We start from the raw sequence: 18,561 nt of genomic DNA, 5'->3' as shown, positions 1-18,561 counted from the left end.
ACACCCTTAAACCCAAACAATGACCCTGACCTCCCCCGTCATCGGGCGCAACCATGTGCGCGTTTTTGGAAAAGGCAGCCAGCCGATGCTTTTTGCACACGGCTTCTGCTGCGACCAGAACCCCTGGCGCTACCCGACGCCCGCCTTTAAAAATGACTACAAGATCGTACTGTTCGACTCCGTGGGCGCCGGCCATTGTCCGCATTTGAGCGAAGCCGATAAAACGATCGGGCTGGTGAAGGAATACCTCTCAACCGCTGCCTGATGGACCATTCGCTGCGGGGTGCGCCCTGTCTTTATTTTGTTACAACCGACGACGGTACCATCCTGTCGGTCAACGATACGCTGTGCCGTCTCCTCGGCTATTCGGCCGGCGAGCTGACCGGCGAAAAGATCGACTTCTTCCTCCCCGTCGCCAGCCGGATCTTCCAGCAAACGCACCTCTTTCCACGGCTGAAGATGCAGGGCTTCGCCGAAGAGATCTTCGTGCACCTTCGCCCCCGAACCGGTGAAGACCTACCCGTGCTGCTCAACGCCGAGTGCCGCGGGCGCGGGCGCGCCGAGCTCCATTATGCCGGCATCGTGGTGCGCAACCGGAAAACGTTCGAGGAGGAGCTTATCACGGCCCGCCGCGCCGCCGAAACCGCCCTGGAAGAAAACACGGCGCTGCAGGAAGCCAAGCGCGCGCTGCAACAGAAGGCCGAAGCCCTCGACCGGCAGGTGGAGCAAACTAAACGGCAGAACGACGAGCTGCAGCAGTTCAACCGCGTGGTGACCCACGACCTGCAGGAGCCGCTGCGAAAGCTTCAGGTGTTTGCCAACATGATCCTTGAAGACGGTAGCCCCGACGGCCGCCACCCTGCGCTGCTGAAGGTGCGCCGCGTAACGGGGCAGCTCCGCGATATCATCAACGGGCTGCAGCAGTACGTATGGCTCAACGATGCGCCGCTCCGTAGAAATACAATCGACCTCGAACCGATGCTCCGGGCTGCGGCTGCGCGCATCGAGCCGGAATTCGAAGGCGTACGCCTGCACCTCGAATTGCCCGCCGGCATCGGCCTCGCCGGCGACCGCGAGCAGTTGCAGTGGCTCTTTTACGAGTTGCTTTATAATGCCGTGCGCTTCCGGTCCAAACCCGACAGGGTGCGCGTGGTCGTATCGGCCGAGCCTGTAAAGCAAAACCGCTACCGCAATGAGGAAGGCCGCTACGAATACACCGACCACCTGCGCCTGCGCTTCAGCGACGACGGCCAGGGCTTTGAACCGGCCTGTGGAGAGCAGGCCTTCGAGCTGTTTCGCCGCCTGCATACCGAGAGCGGCCGCGGCGTCGGGCTGGCGCTTTGCCGCAAGATCGTCGATCACCACGGCGGCTCCATCCGCCTCGACGGCCGCCCCGGCGCCGGCTGCACCGTAACGCTGCTGCTACCGCTGGAAGCACCGCAGCAGCTACGCGATTCCCTAACCGATCAACCGGAAAATACACTTCATGAACCTACAGAAAAAGACACTGGTCGTTGAAGACGCCGCCGACGACGACCGCGATATCGTCGTAGAGGTCGTGCACGGCCTCGACCCGGAGCTGAACGGAATTGCACGACGGGTGATCCATGCGTGCACCTGCGAAGAAAGAGCTTGATCGCATTCCCCTTCTTTCCCTATGAGTACCCTTATCGAAATCAAAACAAAACGCTGGCAGTCGTTGCTGCTCCTGCCCTTCATCCTCGGGCTGATGATCGTCTCGTATTGGTTTGTATTGGGCCCCGGGGCCCGTCCGGACGACCCGCCTCCGCCGATCGCGAAGATCGTTGTGTACTTGTTGCAGGTTGTCGGAGCCTTCCTGTGCGCCTATTTCCTGCGGATGACCCTGAAGCCGAAAACGGTGTTGCGGGTCGACGACAAAGGCTTCGTGATGGACACGGGAATCAGCACCAACCTCATTCGCTGGGAAGAGACGCGGTGCGTCACCGAGAAGCTGGTGGCCGTGGCAGGCACTGCGGGCGTACACCGGCGGGAGCTGGTGCTGGCGATTTACCTGAAAGACCCCGAACGCTTTCGCTGCCCGTACCACCTGCTGTTGCGGGGCCTGCTGGCCGCCAGCGAACAGCTGCGCGGCGCGAGCATCCTCATCCCGGCTACTTACCTGGGCCGCAACTACGAGGCATTCAAGACCCTCGCAGCGCGCCGGACGGGCCTGCCGGTGGTGCCGGAAACATAGCGGCGCCCTGCGGCAGGTGCCTAAGCCGCCGCCGTTGCCAGGGGCTGCTCGGAGTTATCGTCACCGGCCTTGGGTTTCAAAATGGAGCAGCGCGCCGGGCGCACGAACAGGAACGAAAGGAAAGTGTTCCGCAGCAGGTACCGAAGGATGAGTGGCCCGGCAACACCCGCTGTTGTAACGGTCAGCGCCAGGATATCTACGTTGGTAACGATCCCGCTGTGGACGAGAACAAGCCGGGCGGCATGCGCCGGCACGAAAAACCCGAGGTAGATGATGATCGAATTGCGGCCGCAGTAACGGATCGGGTTGGCCAATGACACACGCGAGAGCAGCGCCGACAGGGTGACGACTGCCGCGGCGCCTGCAAAACCGAGCAGCAGGGAAACCAGGCCCAGGTCTCCATAACCCGCGAACACCAGGGCGCCATTGAGGATGGCCCAGAGTACGAGCCCGGCGCTGGCCAGCCGTGGCCGAGCAAGCGCCGCCGCTGCAAGGGCGAAGATGCGGGGCGCCAGCAGGTAGCCCGTGTAGAAATAAATGAATCGTTCCGCCGTCTGGTCGATCACGATCCAGCCGGTTTCGATCCGTGCAACCTGGAGCGCGGCCGCCACGGCAAAAACGAGTGCCGGAGGCACGCGGCGGAGCAGCCGGGCAATCACGAAAAAGATGGCCAGCAGGTAGATGAACCACAAGGTTCCCAGCGGCTGAATAAAAGTTTGCAGATAGAGGTAGAAGGTCTGCAATGCTCCTTCCTGTGCCCATGTGCCCGGCGCTTTTACAAGGAAATGAATGGTCACCCAGATGGCATAGAAATAAGCGAAATGGATGACCTTCCGATCAAGGTAATACCGCCAGTTTCGCTCGATGACGCGCGCCAGGAACAGGCCGGAGATCATGAAAAAGTCGGGCATGCGAAACGGCTTGGCGAAGGCCACGAGGTAATCGATGTAGCCCTCACGGCCTATCGATTCTTCTACGGCGTGCGTAGAGTGAAACATCACCACGAGGATGATGCACAAGCCCTTGGCACAGTCCACCCAATCGAGCCGGCGCACCGCGCTGTTGGGTGTAGGATGGGTCGTTGCATTGGCTCGGAATATCCAATTGAATACCCCGGCAGTTGGTTGTAGTACGCGCATTGCCTGGAGGTTTTATGTCGAACGAATCGTACGTTAACCAATATCCAAACAAATAAATGGAGCGCGGCGGTCTTGCCTTTCTGTAAATGACACCTCTCTTTTGGAGCACCTTGCTTGCTGCTTCGTTGGCTGGTTGCTGCTGCAGTTCAGGATGAGTTCAGGCATCTGGTTAACGGGTAGTCAGGCAAAATAATCGTGCCATGAAGAAGGTCTTCCATGCCGGTGGCGGGGCGTTCGAAATGTACAAACACATGCGTTTTGTAATTGGTTATTTTCCGATACAAAACTTGCTGAAGATGTAATCCAGCTGATCTTCATTAGTGATCTCACCCGTGATCTCGCCGAGAAAGTGCAGGCAGCGCCGGATGTCGAGGGCCAGCAGGTCGCCGGGAAGGCCGTTGTCGAGGCCGTCGAGTACATCCTGCACCGAGCGCGCCACTTCCTGCAGCGCGGCATAATGGCGCGCATTGGTCACTACGACGCTCTCGGTTTGTGTGGCGCCTTCGAGCACCTTGGCCACCATGGCGGCTTTGAGCGTATCGATGCCGCGCCCGGCTTTGGCGGAAATATACACCAGGTCGGGACGCTCCTGCCAGCGGGCGCTCAGGACCGCCTCTTCAGCCGCGTCTACCTTATTGGCTACAGACAGGAATGGCTTGCCGCTGTCGGCGAGCTCGCTTTCGAGCTCCCGTAGTTCTACGGGGCTGGTGCCGAGCGCATCGGCCAGGAAGAGTACGAGGTCGGCACCCTGTAATTTTTGGCGGCTTTTCTCAATACCGGCACTCTCAATCACGTCGGCGGTATGGCTGCGGATGCCGGCCGTATCGATGAGGCGAAAGAGGATGCCGTCGATGTTGAGAGTTTCTTCGATCGTGTCGCGGGTGGTGCCGGGGATGGCGCTGACGATGGCGCGCTCCTCGTTGAGCAGCGCGTTGAGCAGTGTGCTCTTGCCGGCATTCGGCCGCCCGATAATGGCTACCGATACGCCATTGCGCACCACGTTGCCCAGGCGGAACGATTGCAGCAACTGCCCCGTCAGCGTGCGGGCCTCATGGAGCAACGCGCGCAGGCGCGTCCGGTCGGCGAATTCCACGTCCTCCTGCGAAAAGTCGAGCTCCAGTTCGATAAGGGCGGAGAACTGCAGCAGCTGCTCGCGCAGTTGCGCCAAAGCCTTGGAAAAGCCGCCGCGGATATGTTGCAGGGCGGTGCGGGCCGAAGCCGCGGTATTGGAAGCGATGAGATCGGCCACCGACTCGGCTTGCGCGAGGTCGAGCTTGCCGTTGAGAAAGGCCCGCTGGGTGAATTCGCCCGGCTTCGCCAGGCGTGCCCCTTCGGCGATGCAGGCTTCGATGATGCGCTGCTGCACGTAGGGCGATCCGTGGCAGGACAGTTCCACCACGTGCTCGCCGGTGTACGAACGGGGCGCCTTGAACAGCGACAGCACCACCTCGTCGAGATCTTCCCCCGCCTGGTGCAGGATGCCCACGTGCAGTGTGTGCGTGCGCTGCGCTTCCACGTCCTTGGCAGGAAAGAGGCGGTTGGCGATCGACAGCGCCTGCGGCCCGCTGAGGCGGATGACGCCGATGGCGCCGATGCCGGGCGGGGTGGCCAGCGCCACAATGGTATCGGACCAACCGGACAGCTTGTTCAACATAGGGGCAAAAGTACGTCTCGAAAGTCGGGAAGTCGGAAGTGAGAAGTGGGAAGTGTTCCGTAAGACGTCATTGCGAGCGCACTTCCCACTTCCGACTTCCGACTTGAATACTTCCACGAAAAAGCCCCGACGTTTCCGCCGGGGCCTTATAAGCTTTCCGTTGAATTACTCGGAGATCATGAACGTGATCGGCTGCGTGCGGTAGGCTTTCACCTGGCGGCCGTTCTGGATGGCGGGCGTCCACTTGGGGCCACGCTTCACGGCGCGGACGGCTTCTTCAGCCATACCGTAACCGGGATCGTTGAGGGCTTCCACGTCGCTCACATTGCCTTCCTTGTCCACCACGAAGCGCACCTTAACGGTGTAGCTGCCGGCGGGGGCGTCGCTGGGGGCCTGCAGGGTGCGCTGGAGATACGAACCCCAGTTGCCCGGCTGGCCGGCGTCTACTTCCACTTTGGTGAAGGTCTGGTCGTAGTTGGTTTCGTCTTTGGGAGCGGCCACTACACCTTTGTTGTCATCGACCGGGGGAACGGCGATGTCTTGCTTCACGCCTTCCTGGCTAACGACGTCGATCTTGGTATCCTGGAGTTTTTCCACTTCCGGCGGAACGTCTTCCTTCTTCACCTGCTCATCGGGAACGATCTTGGGCGGGGTGAACTTGGTCATTTCCACTTTCGGGGGCGGCTCGGTCTTCGGCGGCGGCGGCGGCGGCGGCTCGGGCTTTTTCTCCTCGGGCTGCTCTACCTTGGCCAGCTCTACTTCCTTCACCTCGATCTCGGCCGGTCCGGAGCTGAGCTGCTTGGACACGAATGAAGCGACCAGGCCCAGGATCAGCAGCGCAGCCGTGGCCAGCAGGGCCGTGGTGATCCGCTTGTTGTAAGCCCGGCGCAGCTCGTAGGCGCCGTACTCCTTGTTCCGGTTCTCGAAGACGATGTCCAGGAGATCGGCACTCAGAATTTTATTTGCTTCCATTTGATGTTTTTGTTTTTAGTGAGATGCGCCGCGGGCGCGCATTCCACAACATGGTATCCTAATTATTGACCGGCCGGGGGCATCGGGGTGCCTTCGGTGGCGTGCACCAGCTGGTTTTCCTGGGGCAGGATGTCGATCAGCGCGAATCGCTTGATGTTGGCGATCGTCATCTCGTCCAGAATGTCCACCGTATTCTTGTACGAAGCCTGCTCGTTGGGCTTGATCACCACCACCAGGTCTTCCGGGGGGGTGCTGCGCTTCTTCTGCATGATCACCGACCGGATCCCTTTCTCGGGATCGAAGGAGGAGGTCTTGAAGTTTGAAGCGGTAGCGTCGAGCTGGCCTTCGTAGTAGTACACGTGGTTGTCGTTGCCCAGCATGATGGTCAGGGCACCCGATTCCTTCGCTTTGTTCTGCTCGTCGGGCTTATCCGTATCCTTCGGCATGAACAGCGACATGGCGGCGGGTGTGCTCATCGTCGTGGTGAAGATGAAGAACGTGATCAGGAGAAAGCCCAGGTCCACCATCGGCGTCATGTCTACACGGGTAGACAGCTTCTTCGCTTTCTTGACGCCTGGGCCTTTCTTATGGCCACTATCTGCACCGGCATCTACACTTGCCATAGTAAGTTACTTTTAAGGTGATTGTTTCGGGTTTACTCGGTTTTACCGGTGGCGCGCTCGGTAGCCAGCGGTGAGCCGGCCGGAGCTTCCTCGGGCATCGTTACGAGCTTGAACTTGTAGATCTCATTGCGCTTGAACGCTTCCAGTACGTGTTTGAAGTCGGGGTACTTGGAGCCGTTGTCGCCCTTGATCATGTAGTCTACCGTTCTGCCGGACACGAGTGAGACGGCGTCGCGGATCCAGTATTGGAGCTCGTTGTTGGCCGAGTCCTTCACCGGGATGCCGGGCCAGGTAGCCGCGTTGGCGGCCTGGCCGGAGAGCACCTGCTTCAGGTTGGCAAAGGGCACACCAATGGGACCGGGCAGCGCGAACTTCTGCATCTCGGCCTCGGTGAGGCCCAGGTTGCGGGTGCTGTTGAGGTTCTTGATCAGGTCGTACTTTTTATGCTCACCGGGGGCGTCTTTCGGCTGGAAGTCGAAGAACACGCGGCCCTTCGGGTCCATCGCCACCAGGATGGCGTCGTGCTCGCCGATCTTGACCGTCGACACCGAGTTCGGCGTCGTGATCTCTACCGGCTCCGGCGGCTTGAATTTGGTCGCCAGCATGAAGAACGACAGGATCAGGAACGCCACATCCACGAAGGGCGTCATGTCCGTATCGGTACTTTTCCTGGGAATTTTAACACTTGGCATTGTCGAAGAGAATTTGATTGATAAGATGCAGGTTATACCTGCTTTCCACAAAACTGGTTCCGCTTACTTGTAAAGCGAAGCGAAGCTTTGGGTCAGGGTGAAACCGGACTCATCAATGCCGTACGTGATGCTGTCGATCTTGGTAGTGAACACGTTGTACATGATCAGCGAAAGGGCCGAAGTACCGATACCGAGGGCGGTGTTGTACAGGGCTTCCGAGATACCAACGGCGAGTTCACCGGCGTTACCGCCACCCGATTCACCGAGGGCCGAGAACGAGCGGATCATACCGATTACCGTACCGAGCAGGGCGATGAGGGTACCTACCGAAACGATCGTGGAGAGGAACACCAGGTTCTTCTGCAGCATGGGGAGTTCGAGGGCCGTGGCTTCTTCTACTTCCTTCTGGATGGAGAGTACTTTCTGCTCGGTGTCGAGACCGCCTTCGTTGATCATTTCCTTGTAGCGGCGCAGACCGGCCTTCATGACGTTGGCAACAGAGCCACGCTGCTTGTCGCACTCGGCGATGGCGGCGTCCACGTTGCGGTTGGCGAGGTGGTACTGCACTTTGCGGATGAAGTCGGCGATGTTGCCGGAACCCAGGGCGCGGCCGATGGTCAGGAAGCGCTCGATCGAGAAGGTGATCACCATGAGGAGCATACCGATCAGCAGGGGTACGATGATACCACCTTCATAGATGCGGTTGAAGGCCGTTTTGGGACCTTTATGTTCGGGCCAGAATCCACCGCCGGCAGGTTGACGGAAACCGTCTGCATTACCCATGCCATAGCGCCAGATGATATAACCTACGATGATACAAACGATGGGCGCCAGCCACGAGATGATGTTGCTGCTCCGTTTCGGCTGCACCGAAGTGGACGCTTTGGTGGAGGTTGCCGATGCAGCGGGTCTTTGTTCTGCCATGATTCTGTTTTTAGAGATTTTTTGAAATGAATATTGAACTAACGATTAAGAGGTCACAATTCTAAGGAAAAAACGGATCAAATGCGAAGCATCGTTGCATTTTTTTTGATGGGCTCGCAAAAGATTCCGTTAAAAGGTCCATTGCGCCAAACCCGCGCCGGGCCTCATTCGTAGCGAAGGGCCTGTATCGGGTTCAGGCGTCCGGCCTTGAGCGCGGGGTAAAGTCCCGCCAGCAAGCCCACGGCCGTACAAATCACAATACCGATTATCACCCAGTTCCAGGGCACCACGAATCCGGTGCCCATCGCAAGGGCCACCACGTTGCCGAGCAGTATGCCAAGCACGATGCCGAAGAGCGCACCGAGCACCGAAATGATCATCGACTCGAAGAGAAACTGCAGGCGCACCGTGCGGCTCTTGCCCCCGATGGCCTTAACTAGACCCACTTCCTTCGTGCGCTCTGTAACGGCCACCAGCATGATGTTCATTAACCCGATGGCGGCGCCGATCAGCGTGATGAGGCCGATCACTGTAGCCGAAATAGTCAGAAAGCCGAGGCTGTTCATCGCCTTCTCCGCCACGCTGTCGCTGCGATCGATCACGAAGTTGCTTTCCTCCGTCGTGTTGAGGCGGCGCACCGCGCGGAACACGCTTTCGGCCTCCCCCATCGCTTCTTCCACCTGGTGCAGGTCGTTTACCAGCACCCCGATGGCGAAGGAGCCGTTGGGGTCGAAGTAGCGGCGCACCGACTTATAGCTGACGATGACGATGTTGTCGCGGCTGAAACCGAACGACGATCCGCGGCTTCCGAGAATGCCCACCACGCGGAACGGAATGCCGTTGATGCGCACCACGCGGCCCACGGCGCTTTCCATCCGCGGCTTGAAGAGGCGCTGCGCCACGTCGTGGCCCAGCAGGCATACGTTCTGCGCGCCCTGCACCTCCTGCCGCCCGAAGTTGCGGCCGCTGTGGAGCGTAAAACCGTTGAGGGCGGTATAGTTTTCATCGGCCCCGAACAGAAATACGTTGGGCGTCGTCTTGCGCGTGCCGTTGTTGATGATGGCATTGCGCGATGCAAACGTGGAGAGTCCTACCGAAGCCGGGAAATGATAGCCGCGGGCAAAGGCTTCGGCCTGCTCCTCGGTAATGGGTTTGCCCAGCGAGGATTTCTTTTCGCGGCGCGCACCCTTCTTGGACACCTTCATGTTGTTGTTATTGCCGCCGCCGAACTGGATGTTGCGCTCCTTGAAGCGGAGCGTAAAGCCGTTGGCGCCCATCGTGGAAAAGCTCTCGGTAAACTTCTGGCTCATTGCCTGGATACAGGTAATGATGAAGATGAGGGCCATGATGCCCAGTGCAATGATGGTTACGGTGATGCCGGTGCGGAGCTTGTTGCCGCGCACCGTGCGGGAAGCTAGCGCATAAATATCGAATAGCCGCATGATAAAGTGCTCCTAAGGTACCATTAAAAGTGATCACGTCGGAAGTGGGAACCGGAAAGTGGCTTTTCGCGTCAGACAACGAAAAGCCTCGCATCGCTGCGGGGCTTCGTATTTTTTGACAGATGGCGGAAAGACTTCCGACTTCCGAATTGATGACTTAGAAATAGAGCCATCCCGTGAGCAGCTCCGGGAAGAGGCCCAGCGCGATGGTCAGCGCGGCCAGGGCCACGAGGGTCGCTTTGAAACCCGTGTTGAGGCGCAGCGTGCTGCCGCTGTTGCCCTCGCGGAAGTACATCGCCTGCAGCAGGCGGAAGTAGTAATACACCGAGATGGCGGCCATCAGTACGGCAAACACCGGCAGGGCCAACGAACCGGCCTGCAGCGTGGCGCGCAGCATGTAAAACTTCGACAGGAAGCCGGCCGTGAGCGGGATGCCGGCGAGCGACAGCAGGAAGATCACCAGCGTGGCGGCTACCAGCGGCTGCTGGCGCGCAAAGCCGTTGAAGCCCTCGAAGCTCTGGTCCTTCATCCGGATCAGTACGGCGAAGATGCCGATCGTGGCGAAGGAATAAGCGGCGGCGTAGAGGATCAGGCCATCCAGGGCATCGCTGTTCAGCGCGTATACGGCCATCATCATGAAGCCGGCTTGCGCGATGGACGAGTAGGCAAGCATGCGCTTCACGCTTTGCTGGAACACAGCGGTGATATTGCCGATGAAGAGCGTGATAGCCACGATGACCGCCACGATCAGCTTCCACTGCATGGCGATGCCGCCGAAGCTTTCGTTGAAAAGCCGCATGAAGGCAATGAAGCCGGCGGCCTTCACTACGGTAGCCATGAACGACGTGAACACCGTGGGTGAGCCGTCGTATACGTCGGGCGTCCAGAAGTGGAAGGGCGCAGCGGATACTTTGAAGGAAAGCGCGAACAGAAGCATCAGCATACCGGCCGTCATCAGCACCGGCACGCCCGCATCTCCGGGCACATAGCCCACCGTGTCGAAAGTGCCGGTGGCTCCGTAGAGCAGCGCGATGCCCATCAGCATCAGTCCCGTTGAAAAGGAGCCCATGAGGAAATACTTGAGGGCGGCCTCATTGCTCTTGAGGTTGTTTTTCTCAGAGCCGGCGAGGATGTACAGCGGGATCGAAAGGACCTCGATGCCCAGGAAGAGGATCAGCAGCGACTGGAAGGCTGCCGTCATTGCCACACCGGTGAGGATGAAAAAGATCAGCGTGAAATATTCCGCGTAGTGCTTGCCCACTTTTTCCATGTCGCGCGCGGAGAGCAGGAAGTAGGCCAGCGTGGCCACAACGGCCACCGCCATGAAGAGCGAGGCGAAGCGGTCGAAACGGAGCATCCGCTCCACGTTGGCAATATGATATAGCTCGATGCCGCGCAGGTCGAGCAGGGCGCCGCCCAGTACCAGCAGCAGCAGCACATAGGCCAGGCCGCGTACCGCGGAGGCACGCTTCAAGGCAAAGCCGCCGAACATCATCGCGATCCCGCTGAGTGCCGAAATAAGAAGAGCGTTCATAGTTTATCGTGCTATGTAGTTAGAGTAATTGGCCACCTTGAGCAGGCCCTTCACAAAGGGCTCCGTGGCATTGATCAGGGGTTGCGGGTAGAAGCCGAACCAAAGGATAAGTGCCGCCACCAGCAGGAGCGAAACCGTTTCGGCAGGACGCAGGCGGTAGCCGACGGCGGTCTGCTCATTGGCAGCGCCGAAGAACACCGCCTGTACCATCTTGAGCGTGTAGGCCGCACCCAGGATGATGCTGAGGGTTGCCAGCACGGTGAACACCACGCGGTATTGCGTGCCGCCGGAACTCCAGATGCCGTTGAACATGAGGAACTCACCGGCAAAGGAATTGGTGAGCGGGAGCGATACGTTGGCGAAGGCCACCAGCACCAGCAGGATCGTCAGTCCCGGCGCCTTCTGGGCGATGCCGCCCAGCTGGGAAAGCTTGCGGGTGCCGAACTGACGCTCGATGAGTTCCACCACGATCCAGAGACCGATGATGTTCACGCCGTGGTGAAAGAGCTGGATCAGTACCCCCTGCAGGCCCGTGCGGGTTTCTGCAAAAATGGCCGCGCCCATGAGCCCTATGTGGGCGATCGAGGAGTAGGCCACGAGGCGCTTCAGGTCGTCCTGCTGGAGGGCGAGCAGCGAAGCATAGATGATGCCGATCACCGACAGGCTCATGACCACATCGCCCCAGATGTAAGCGGCATTGGGCACCACCGGGAGCACCCAACGGAGCACCCCGAACACACCCATCTTTACCATGAGGCCGCTGAGCACCATCGTAACGGCCGTGGGCGATTGCTCGTAGGTGTCGGGCTGCCAGGTGTGGAAGGGAAAGATCGGCATCTTCACGGCGAAGGCGACGAACAGCATCCAGAAGATGAAGCCCTGTGTTCCGTTGCTCAGTTTCAGGCTGTAGAACGATTGCATGGCGAAGGAGCTGTCGGGCGTCTGCGCATAGAGATAAAGCAGGGCCACCAGCATGATCACCGAGCCGGTAAACGTGTAGATGAAAAACTTGAAGGTCACCGGGATGCGGCGCTCGCCGCCCCAGCCGGAGCAAAGGAAATAAACCGGGATCAGGGCCAGTTCCCAGAAGAAGTAGAACAGCAGCGCGTCGGTGGCGGTGAACACGCCCATCAGCCCCGCCTGTGTGAGCAGCAGGAGCCCGAAGAAGTTGTTCGCCTTGCGGTAGTCCGTCTTCCAGGTGGCCAGCAGGATAATGGGATAAGCAATGCCGGTGAGCAGGGTCAGGATCCCCGAAAGCCCGTCGAGCGAGAGACTGAAGGAAGAACCCAGCGAGCCCAGCCAGGGCGCCGTGAAGTCGGATACGGTTTCGTTCCGCACATCGGCAAAGCCCTTGATCGAAAGAGCCATCGCCGCGAAGGAAAGCAGCAGGGCCCAGCCGCGGGCAAGCTTCGCATCCCGGAGGAAGAAGCTGACGAGGCCGCCAATGAGCGGGACCAGGAACAGTAGTAATACGGTCATAACACAGTTAATTCAAAAGTTCGGATCCGGGCAAAAACCCCATAATGGCGGCCTGCTTCCCGGAGCGTTGCTTTTTACTTTTTAAGAAAGAATTCCATTACAAAGAACAGCACCATCGAGATCACCATCAGCAGCACGTAGGAACCAACCTGCCCGCTTTGCAGCCAGCGCATCTGGCGGCCGCTGTAGTTGACCGCGCGGCCCACGCCATTCACGATGGCGTCGATGCCGCTGCGCTCGATGAAGTTGTTGGCAAACCGTCCGAGCCCGTTGAGCGGCTTCACGATGGCCGTGTCGTAGAGCTCGTCTACATACCACTTGTTGGCCAACACTTTGCCGAAGGCGCCGTTGTGCTCTTCGCGGTAGTTGCGGTAGCGGAACCAGGCAAAGCCGATGGCCAGCAGCGCGATCACCGTGGTGGCCGCCATCAGGGCGATCTCGGTGCCGTGGCTGATACCGGCGTTCTCCGTGTTGCCATGCTGCTGCGCGATCACCGGCGACAGGTAGCCGGCGAGGCGCTCCCCTCCTTTTGCAAACACTTCAGGCACGCCCACAAATCCGCCAACAATCGACAGGATTGCCAGCACAACCAGCGGGATGGTCATCGCCGCGGGGCTTTCATGCACGTGCTGACGCTGCTCGTCGGTGCCGCGGAACGAGCCGTTGAAGGTGATGAACAGCAGACGGAACATATAAAAGGCCGTGAGCGCCGCGGTGATGAGCCCAACGGCCCACAGGAACTTGTCGTGCTCAAAGGCGCTCAGCAGGATGGCGTCTTTGGAGAAGAAGCCGCTGAAAGGCGGAACGCCGGCGATGGCGATACAGCCGATGAGGAAGGTGAGGTAGGTGATCTTCAGCTTGCCCCTGAGGCCCCCCATAAAGCGGATGTCCTGCTGACCGCTCATCGCGTGGATGACCGAGCCCGAGCCGAGGAAGAGGAGGGCCTTGAAGAAGGCGTGCGTCATCACGTGGAATACGGCAGCCGTGTAGGCCCCGGTGCCCAGGGCGAGAAACATGTACCCAAGCTGGCTCACCGTGGAATAGGCGAGCACTTTCTTAATGTCGTTTTGCTTCAGCGCGATGGTGGCGGCGAGGAGTGCCGTGGCCGCGCCGATGATGGCCACTACGGAAAGCGTGGCGGGTGCGAGGCTGTAGAGGATGTTGCTGCGCGCGATCATGTAGATGCCCGCGGTCACCATCGTGGCGGCGTGGATAAGTGCCGATACGGGCGTGGGGCCGGCCATGGCGTCGGGGAGCCAGGTGTAGAGCGGGATCTGGGCGCTCTTGCCGGTGGCGCCCAAAAAGAGCAGCAGGGTGATGCCCACCACGTCGGTGGTATTGAGCGTGTGCAGCGCCGTGATGACACCGTTCGCGCTGAAAAGGTCCTGGTACGACAGGGTGCCGAAGCGCTGGAGCATCCAGAACAGGGCAAGCAGGAAGCCGAGGTCGCCGATGCGGTTCATCACGAAAGCTTTCTTGGCGGCCTTGGTGTAGTCGATGTTTTTGAACCAATAGCCGATGAGCAGGTAAGAGCAAAGCCCCACGCCTTCCCATCCGATGAACATGATGAGGTAGTTGGCACCCATCACCAGCAGCAGCATCGAGAATACAAACAGGTTGAGGTAGGCGAAGTAGCGGCCGAAGTGCTCGCGCTTTTCCTCGTGCATGTAGGCGGTGGAATACACATGGATGAGGAAGCCTACGCCCGTGATGATCAGCAGGAACAGGGTCGACAGCTGGTCGATCTGGAAGGCGAAGGGAATGTGCAGCGAGCCTACGTTGATGAAGTCGAAGTATTTGTAGGGAACGTCGCTGAAGACGCCTTTCGAGAACAGCAGGCAGCTGATGACAAAGGAGCCCAGCACGGTACCGGATCCGATGAGGCCCACAAGGCCCTTCGACAGGTAGTTGCGCCCCAGCCCGTTGATCAGGAAGCCGGCGAGCGGTAGCAGGGGGATGAGTGCGATCAGATTCTTCATAATACAGTAGCGTTGCGGCTTAGTGTTTCAGTCGGTTGAGGAAGTTGATGTCCACGGAGCGGGTGTTGCGGTACAGCATCACGATGATGGCGAGGCCCACGCTCACTTCGGCGGCGGCCACCACCATGATGAAGAACACGAACAGCTGCCCCTCGGTGCCGGCAACGGCGTCGGTGCCGGCCTTGGCGAGGTGGTGCATCTTCGAAAAGGCCACCAGCAGCAGGTTCACGGCATTCAGCATCAGCTCGATGCACATGAAGATGATGATGGCGTTGCGGCGCGTGAGCACACCGATGATACCGGTGATGAACAACGCGAGCGACAGAAACAGGTAATAGCGGATATCCATAAGGATGATTAAGCGGATTGGTTTGATTCGTTACTCAACTTCCATGGTGGCGCGGACGGCCTCGCTGCGCGCGTCTTCAATGGTCGTGGGGATGTTGGCGTCGCGCTTGCCGATGACCACGGCGCCCACCATCGCGGTGAGGAACAGCACCGAGCTCAGCTCGAAAGGCACTACGTAATCGTGAAACAGCACCCAGCCGAGGTTTTGAATGAGGCCGATGTCGCCGGTTCCGAGCTCCGTAGCGCGGGCCTCGGTACCGCGCAGGGCGGCTACCAGCACCAGGAGGAAGCAGCCGCCGGCAACGGCGCCGATAAGGCGCATCCAGCGTCCTTTCTGCACTTCGGTATTCTTATCGAGGTTCATCAGCATGATCACGAACAGGAACAGCACCATGATGGCGCCTGCATACACGATGATGTTGACCACGGCCAGGAACTGCGCGTTGAGCAGGATGTAGTGGCCCGAGATCGTGAAAAAGGTCACGATGAGCCAGATCACGCTGAACACCGGGTTTTTGCTCGTGATCACCATCAGGGCGCTGAACAGCGAGGCAACCGCGAGGATCCAGAAAAGTATTTCAGTAATTCCCATGAGCAGGTTCGGTTTATTTGGATTGGGGGATCGTTCCTTTTGCCTTGGCAAATCCTTCCGGGTCCTTTGTCGGGTCGGGGATCAGCAGGTCGTCTTTCTTATAAATGAAACCCTGGCGGGCATAGTTCGCCGGGGCAAAGGTCTGCGACAGGTAAATGGCGTCCTTGGGACAGGCTTCCTCGCAGAGGCCGCAGAAGATGCAGCGCAGCATGTTGATCTCGTACTTGGCGGCATACTTCTCTTCGCGGTACAGGTGCTCCTCGCCGGGCTGCCGCTCGGCGGCCTCCATGGTGATGGCTTCGGCAGGGCAGGCGAGGGCGCAGAGACCGCAGGCCGTGCAGCGCTCGCGGCCTTCCTCGTCGCGGTTGAGGATTTGCAGCCCCCGGAACACGGCCGAAAACGGGCGCTGCTCCTCGGGGTAGCTGATCGTGGGTTTCTTCTTGAACAGGTGGCTGAAGGTAATGCCCATGCCCTTGAAGATCGCGGGCAGGTACAGCTTCTCGGCCACCGTCATCGGCTTGCGCTCGACCGGTTTGTTCTTATTGGTGAGTTGCATGTGTCAGGCTTATAGGTGCGGTTTGAGACGGCTGCGAAAGTAGCCCTTTTTGAGGGGCAGGCACCGTCGTGTCTTGACTGATCCACAGGACCACGGCGGCCGTGAGGATCATGTTGGCGAGGGCCAGCGGCAGCAGGCCGCGCCAGCCCAGGTTCATCAACTGGTCAAAGCGGAAGCGCGGGATGGTCCAGCGGATCCACATGAACAGGAAGATGGAAAGAAAGGCTTTGCCCATCAGCGAAGCGAAACCAAGCAGTCCCACCCACCAGGCGCCGTTGTAGGCGGCCTCGTTGAAGAAGGGAATGTCCCAGCCGCCGAAAAACAGCGTGGCCATTACCACACCGGAAATAAACATGTTGATGTATTCGGCAAAAAGGTAGAAACCCAGTTTCATCGAAGAATATTCCTGGTGGTAGCCCATGTTGAGCTCGTTCTCCGCTTCCGGCAGGTCGAAGGGCGTGCGGTTGCACTCGGCAAGGGCGCAGATAAAGAAGATGAGGAAGCCCAGGGGCTGGTAAACGATGTTCCAGAGGTGCTCCTGCTGCTGCTGCACGATGACGCTCATCCGCAGGTCGCCCACGATGAGGAGCACGGCCAGCAGCGAGAGGCCCATGGCCAGCTCGTAGGAGATCATCTGCGAGGCGCCGCGGATGGCGGCCAGCAGCGAGAACTTGTTGTTGGAGGCCCAGCCCCCGATCATGATGCCGTACACACCCAGCGAAACCACGCCGAAGATGTAGAGCACGCCGATGTTGATGTCGGCGATCTGCAGGGGCATCGTATGGCCGAAGAACGTGGAGGTGGGGCCCCAGGGAATGACCGCCGAAGTCATCGTGGCGGTGATCATCGCCAGCAGGGGGCCGAGGATGAACAGGAACTTCGACGACGTGTTGGGGATGATCTCTTCCTTCATGAACAGCTTCACGCCGTCGGCGAGCGGCTGCAGCAGTCCGAAGGGACCGGCGCGGTTGGGGCCCTTGCGATCCTGCAGGAAGGCGGCGATCTTGCGCTCGCCGTAAGTGCTGTACATCGCCACGATCAGCGCCGTGGTAACGATGATCGCGATGAGCACGAATTTTTCAATGAGGGTTACTACCCATTCAGCCATTAGTAAGTACATAGTCTACGGTCTATGGGGCTTCGCCCCTTGGTGATATCCTTTCGTGAAGCGTCAGGCGTGAGGCGTGAGCTAAAACGGGCATCAGCACTCACGGTTCACGCTTCACGACTCACGGTGTGTTCGCGTTCGTCGAGTCGGTGCCCATCTGGTTCCGTCCTACGCCTTCCTTCACATCGGTCACGTTCGTGCCGGTGGAATGGGGATTGCCCGAATAGGTGGCGCCGGTGGCGGGTCCGGGGATCTCGTTGAGGTTAACCTGGTTCACGTCGGAGATGGTATGGATGTCCATCAGCAGTTTCGGGTCGCGGCCCTTCATCACGTCCTGGAAGATCTCCTTGGGCTTCCGGATACCGGTATAGTGGCCGGCGCCGATCACCGAATGGCGGTCTACCTGGGTCGGGCCTTCAATGGTCCAGTCGCTTACCTTTTTCTTTTCAAAGCGGCAATCGTTGCAGATCCACTCCTCCACTTCACCCCACTGGTCTTTGCGGGCCGTTACGCGGAGCACGTCGTCGCCGCGCAGCCAGAGGCGTACGTTGCCCTTACAGGTCGGGCAGTCGCGGTGTGCATCTACCGGCTTGGTGAACCATACGCGGTTCTTGAAGCGGAAGGTGCGGTCGGTGAGCGCGCCCACGGGACAGACGTCGATGACGTTGCCGATCATCTCGTTGTCGAGCGACTTCTCGATGTAGGTAGCGATCTGTGCGTGGTCGCCGCGGTCGAGCACGCCGTGCTCGCGGCCGCCGGCCACCTGGTTGGCGGTGTGCACGCAGCGGTAGCACAGGATGCAGCGCGTCATGTGCAGCTGGATGTACGGACCGAGGTCTATACGCTCGAAGGTGCGGCGTTTGAATTCGTAGCGCGTGCCTTCCTTGCCGTGCTCGTAGGACAGGTCCTGGAGGTCGCATTCACCCGCCTGGTCGCACACGGGGCAGTCGAGCGGGTGGTTGAGCAGCAGGAATTCCACCACGCCCTTGCGGGCTTCGAGCACCGCGGGGTTGGTGATGTTTTCGACGATCATCCCGTCCATTACCGCCGTGCGGCAGGAGGCCACGAGCTTGGGCATCGGGCGCGGGTCGGCGGTGGAGCCGGCAGACACACGCACGAGGCAGGTGCGGCAATAACCGCCCGTCTGGGCGAGCTTGCTGTAAAAGCACATCGTCGGCGGAACAATGTCGCCGCCGATCTTGCGTGCCGCCATCAGGATGGTGGTGCCCGGCTCTACTTCGACCTTGATGTTGTCGATGGTGACCGTGAACATCTTTTTTTCTTCAGCCATATAAAAGGTGCTT

At 59.5% G+C, this 18,561-nt stretch carries 19 protein-coding genes; 4 read left to right on the top strand and 15 right to left on the bottom strand.

Going from position 1 to position 18,561, the window contains the following annotated elements; all coding sequences use genetic code 11:
* Positions 1-19: 19 nt before the first annotated feature.
* From E0486_RS05410 to E0486_RS05400, 4 genes are read left to right on the top strand one after another with little or no spacing between them, the layout of a single operon-like run.
* On the top strand, positions 20-265 hold the full coding sequence (locus E0486_RS05410) for an alpha/beta fold hydrolase (protein WP_131851126.1): 246 nt from the start codon (positions 20-22) through the stop codon (positions 263-265).
* Positions 265-1,518, top strand: a complete 1,254-nt coding sequence (locus E0486_RS05405) for an ATP-binding protein (protein WP_131851125.1) — start codon at positions 265-267, stop codon at positions 1,516-1,518. The genes E0486_RS05410 and E0486_RS05405 overlap by 1 nt, the downstream gene beginning before the upstream one ends.
* The gene (locus tag E0486_RS18770; RefSeq protein ID WP_165917201.1) at positions 1,487-1,636 is read left to right on the top strand and encodes a hypothetical protein; all 150 of its coding nucleotides are present in this window, start codon (positions 1,487-1,489) and stop codon (positions 1,634-1,636) included. Before E0486_RS05405 ends, E0486_RS18770 begins: the two co-directional genes overlap by 32 nt.
* Positions 1,637-1,657: 21 nt before the next feature.
* On the top strand, positions 1,658-2,215 hold the full coding sequence (locus E0486_RS05400) for a hypothetical protein (protein WP_131851124.1): 558 nt from the start codon (positions 1,658-1,660) through the stop codon (positions 2,213-2,215).
* A 20-nt stretch (positions 2,216-2,235) separates the two neighbouring features.
* On the opposite strand, the gene E0486_RS05395 is transcribed toward E0486_RS05400, so the two are convergent.
* The 15 genes from E0486_RS05395 to E0486_RS05325 form a co-directional block, all read right to left on the bottom strand.
* On the bottom strand, positions 2,236-3,354 hold the full coding sequence (locus tag E0486_RS05395; RefSeq protein ID WP_131851123.1) for an acyltransferase family protein: 1,119 nt from the start codon (positions 3,352-3,354) through the stop codon (positions 2,236-2,238).
* 268 nt (positions 3,355-3,622) lie between these two features.
* Positions 3,623-5,008: a tRNA uridine-5-carboxymethylaminomethyl(34) synthesis GTPase MnmE gene (mnmE, locus tag E0486_RS05390; RefSeq protein ID WP_131851122.1), complete on the bottom strand. Its 1,386-nt coding sequence runs from the start codon at positions 5,006-5,008 to the stop codon at positions 3,623-3,625.
* Between the two features lie 165 nt (positions 5,009-5,173).
* Positions 5,174-5,980, bottom strand: coding sequence for an energy transducer TonB (locus E0486_RS05385; protein ID WP_131851121.1), 807 nt, complete (start codon positions 5,978-5,980; stop codon positions 5,174-5,176).
* 62 nt (positions 5,981-6,042) lie between these two features.
* Positions 6,043-6,603 carry an ExbD/TolR family protein gene (locus E0486_RS05380; protein ID WP_131851120.1) on the bottom strand — a complete coding sequence of 187 codons (561 nt, stop codon included), beginning with the start codon at positions 6,601-6,603 and terminating at the stop codon, positions 6,043-6,045.
* Positions 6,604-6,635: 32 nt separating this feature from the next.
* Positions 6,636-7,295: an ExbD/TolR family protein gene (locus tag E0486_RS05375; RefSeq protein ID WP_131851119.1), complete on the bottom strand. Its 660-nt coding sequence runs from the start codon at positions 7,293-7,295 to the stop codon at positions 6,636-6,638.
* A 63-nt stretch (positions 7,296-7,358) separates the two neighbouring features.
* Complete coding sequence (locus E0486_RS05370) at positions 7,359-8,219, bottom strand: MotA/TolQ/ExbB proton channel family protein (protein WP_131851118.1); 861 nt, start codon at positions 8,217-8,219, stop codon at positions 7,359-7,361.
* 164 nt (positions 8,220-8,383) lie between these two features.
* Positions 8,384-9,661 (bottom strand): ABC transporter permease, encoded by a 1,278-nt coding sequence (locus E0486_RS05365; protein WP_131851117.1) that lies wholly within the window; start codon positions 9,659-9,661, stop codon positions 8,384-8,386.
* 157 nt (positions 9,662-9,818) lie between these two features.
* A complete protein-coding gene (locus tag E0486_RS05360; RefSeq protein WP_131851116.1) occupies positions 9,819-11,195 on the bottom strand; it encodes an NADH-quinone oxidoreductase subunit N in 1,377 nt (458 codons plus the stop codon).
* A 3-nt stretch (positions 11,196-11,198) separates the two neighbouring features.
* Entirely contained in the window at positions 11,199-12,674 is a 1,476-nt protein-coding gene (locus E0486_RS05355; RefSeq protein WP_131851115.1) for a complex I subunit 4 family protein, read from the bottom strand.
* 74 nt (positions 12,675-12,748) lie between these two features.
* Positions 12,749-14,653 carry an NADH-quinone oxidoreductase subunit L gene (nuoL, locus tag E0486_RS05350; RefSeq protein WP_131851114.1) on the bottom strand — a complete coding sequence of 635 codons (1,905 nt, stop codon included), beginning with the start codon at positions 14,651-14,653 and terminating at the stop codon, positions 12,749-12,751.
* 19 nt (positions 14,654-14,672) lie between these two features.
* Entirely contained in the window at positions 14,673-15,002 is a 330-nt protein-coding gene (gene nuoK, locus E0486_RS05345) for an NADH-quinone oxidoreductase subunit NuoK (RefSeq protein ID WP_131851113.1), read from the bottom strand.
* A 30-nt stretch (positions 15,003-15,032) separates the two neighbouring features.
* Complete coding sequence (locus E0486_RS05340; RefSeq protein ID WP_131851112.1) at positions 15,033-15,593, bottom strand: NADH-quinone oxidoreductase subunit J family protein; 561 nt, start codon at positions 15,591-15,593, stop codon at positions 15,033-15,035.
* 13 nt (positions 15,594-15,606) lie between these two features.
* A complete protein-coding gene (nuoI, locus tag E0486_RS05335) occupies positions 15,607-16,149 on the bottom strand; it encodes an NADH-quinone oxidoreductase subunit NuoI (protein WP_131851111.1) in 543 nt (180 codons plus the stop codon).
* Positions 16,133-17,257 carry an NADH-quinone oxidoreductase subunit NuoH gene (gene nuoH / locus E0486_RS05330; protein ID WP_317129407.1) on the bottom strand — a complete coding sequence of 375 codons (1,125 nt, stop codon included), beginning with the start codon at positions 17,255-17,257 and terminating at the stop codon, positions 16,133-16,135. Before nuoH ends, nuoI begins: the two co-directional genes overlap by 17 nt.
* A 121-nt stretch (positions 17,258-17,378) precedes the next feature.
* Entirely contained in the window at positions 17,379-18,548 is a 1,170-nt protein-coding gene (locus tag E0486_RS05325) for an NADH-quinone oxidoreductase subunit G (protein ID WP_131851109.1), read from the bottom strand.
* Between the last annotated feature and the right edge of the window lie 13 nt (positions 18,549-18,561).

This window comes from Flaviaesturariibacter aridisoli (assembly GCF_004343705.1).
Taxonomy (GTDB): Bacteria; Bacteroidota; Bacteroidia; order Chitinophagales; family Chitinophagaceae; genus Flavisolibacter; species Flavisolibacter aridisoli.
This window is presented reverse-complemented; position numbering and strand designations above follow the sequence as displayed.

What these genes read in the sequence shown, in the direction of transcription:
- E0486_RS05385 (WP_131851121.1), bottom strand. Translation starts at nt 5,980, where the DNA reads ATGGAAGCAAATAAAATTCTGAGTGCCGATCTCCTGGACATCGTCTTC.
- nuoH (WP_317129407.1), bottom strand. Translation starts at nt 17,257, where the DNA reads ATGGCTGAATGGGTAGTAACCCTCATTGAAAAATTCGTGCTCATCGCG.
- E0486_RS05355 (WP_131851115.1), bottom strand. Translation starts at nt 12,674, where the DNA reads ATGACCGTATTACTACTGTTCCTGGTCCCGCTCATTGGCGGCCTCGTC.
- nuoK (WP_131851113.1), bottom strand. Translation starts at nt 15,002, where the DNA reads ATGGATATCCGCTATTACCTGTTTCTGTCGCTCGCGTTGTTCATCACC.
- E0486_RS05325 (WP_131851109.1), bottom strand. Translation starts at nt 18,548, where the DNA reads ATGGCTGAAGAAAAAAAGATGTTCACGGTCACCATCGACAACATCAAG.
- mnmE (WP_131851122.1), bottom strand. Translation starts at nt 5,008, where the DNA reads ATGTTGAACAAGCTGTCCGGTTGGTCCGATACCATTGTGGCGCTGGCC.
- E0486_RS05340 (WP_131851112.1), bottom strand. Translation starts at nt 15,593, where the DNA reads ATGGGAATTACTGAAATACTTTTCTGGATCCTCGCGGTTGCCTCGCTG.
- E0486_RS05395 (WP_131851123.1), bottom strand. Translation starts at nt 3,354, where the DNA reads ATGCGCGTACTACAACCAACTGCCGGGGTATTCAATTGGATATTCCGA.
- E0486_RS18770 (WP_165917201.1), top strand. Translation starts at nt 1,487, where the DNA reads ATGAACCTACAGAAAAAGACACTGGTCGTTGAAGACGCCGCCGACGAC.
- E0486_RS05410 (WP_131851126.1), top strand. Translation starts at nt 20, where the DNA reads ATGACCCTGACCTCCCCCGTCATCGGGCGCAACCATGTGCGCGTTTTT.
- nuoI (WP_131851111.1), bottom strand. Translation starts at nt 16,149, where the DNA reads ATGCAACTCACCAATAAGAACAAACCGGTCGAGCGCAAGCCGATGACG.
- E0486_RS05375 (WP_131851119.1), bottom strand. Translation starts at nt 7,295, where the DNA reads ATGCCAAGTGTTAAAATTCCCAGGAAAAGTACCGATACGGACATGACG.
- E0486_RS05365 (WP_131851117.1), bottom strand. Translation starts at nt 9,661, where the DNA reads ATGCGGCTATTCGATATTTATGCGCTAGCTTCCCGCACGGTGCGCGGC.
- E0486_RS05370 (WP_131851118.1), bottom strand. Translation starts at nt 8,219, where the DNA reads ATGGCAGAACAAAGACCCGCTGCATCGGCAACCTCCACCAAAGCGTCC.
- E0486_RS05380 (WP_131851120.1), bottom strand. Translation starts at nt 6,603, where the DNA reads ATGGCAAGTGTAGATGCCGGTGCAGATAGTGGCCATAAGAAAGGCCCA.
- E0486_RS05400 (WP_131851124.1), top strand. Translation starts at nt 1,658, where the DNA reads ATGAGTACCCTTATCGAAATCAAAACAAAACGCTGGCAGTCGTTGCTG.
- E0486_RS05360 (WP_131851116.1), bottom strand. Translation starts at nt 11,195, where the DNA reads ATGAACGCTCTTCTTATTTCGGCACTCAGCGGGATCGCGATGATGTTC.
- E0486_RS05405 (WP_131851125.1), top strand. Translation starts at nt 265, where the DNA reads ATGGACCATTCGCTGCGGGGTGCGCCCTGTCTTTATTTTGTTACAACC.
- nuoL (WP_131851114.1), bottom strand. Translation starts at nt 14,653, where the DNA reads ATGAAGAATCTGATCGCACTCATCCCCCTGCTACCGCTCGCCGGCTTC.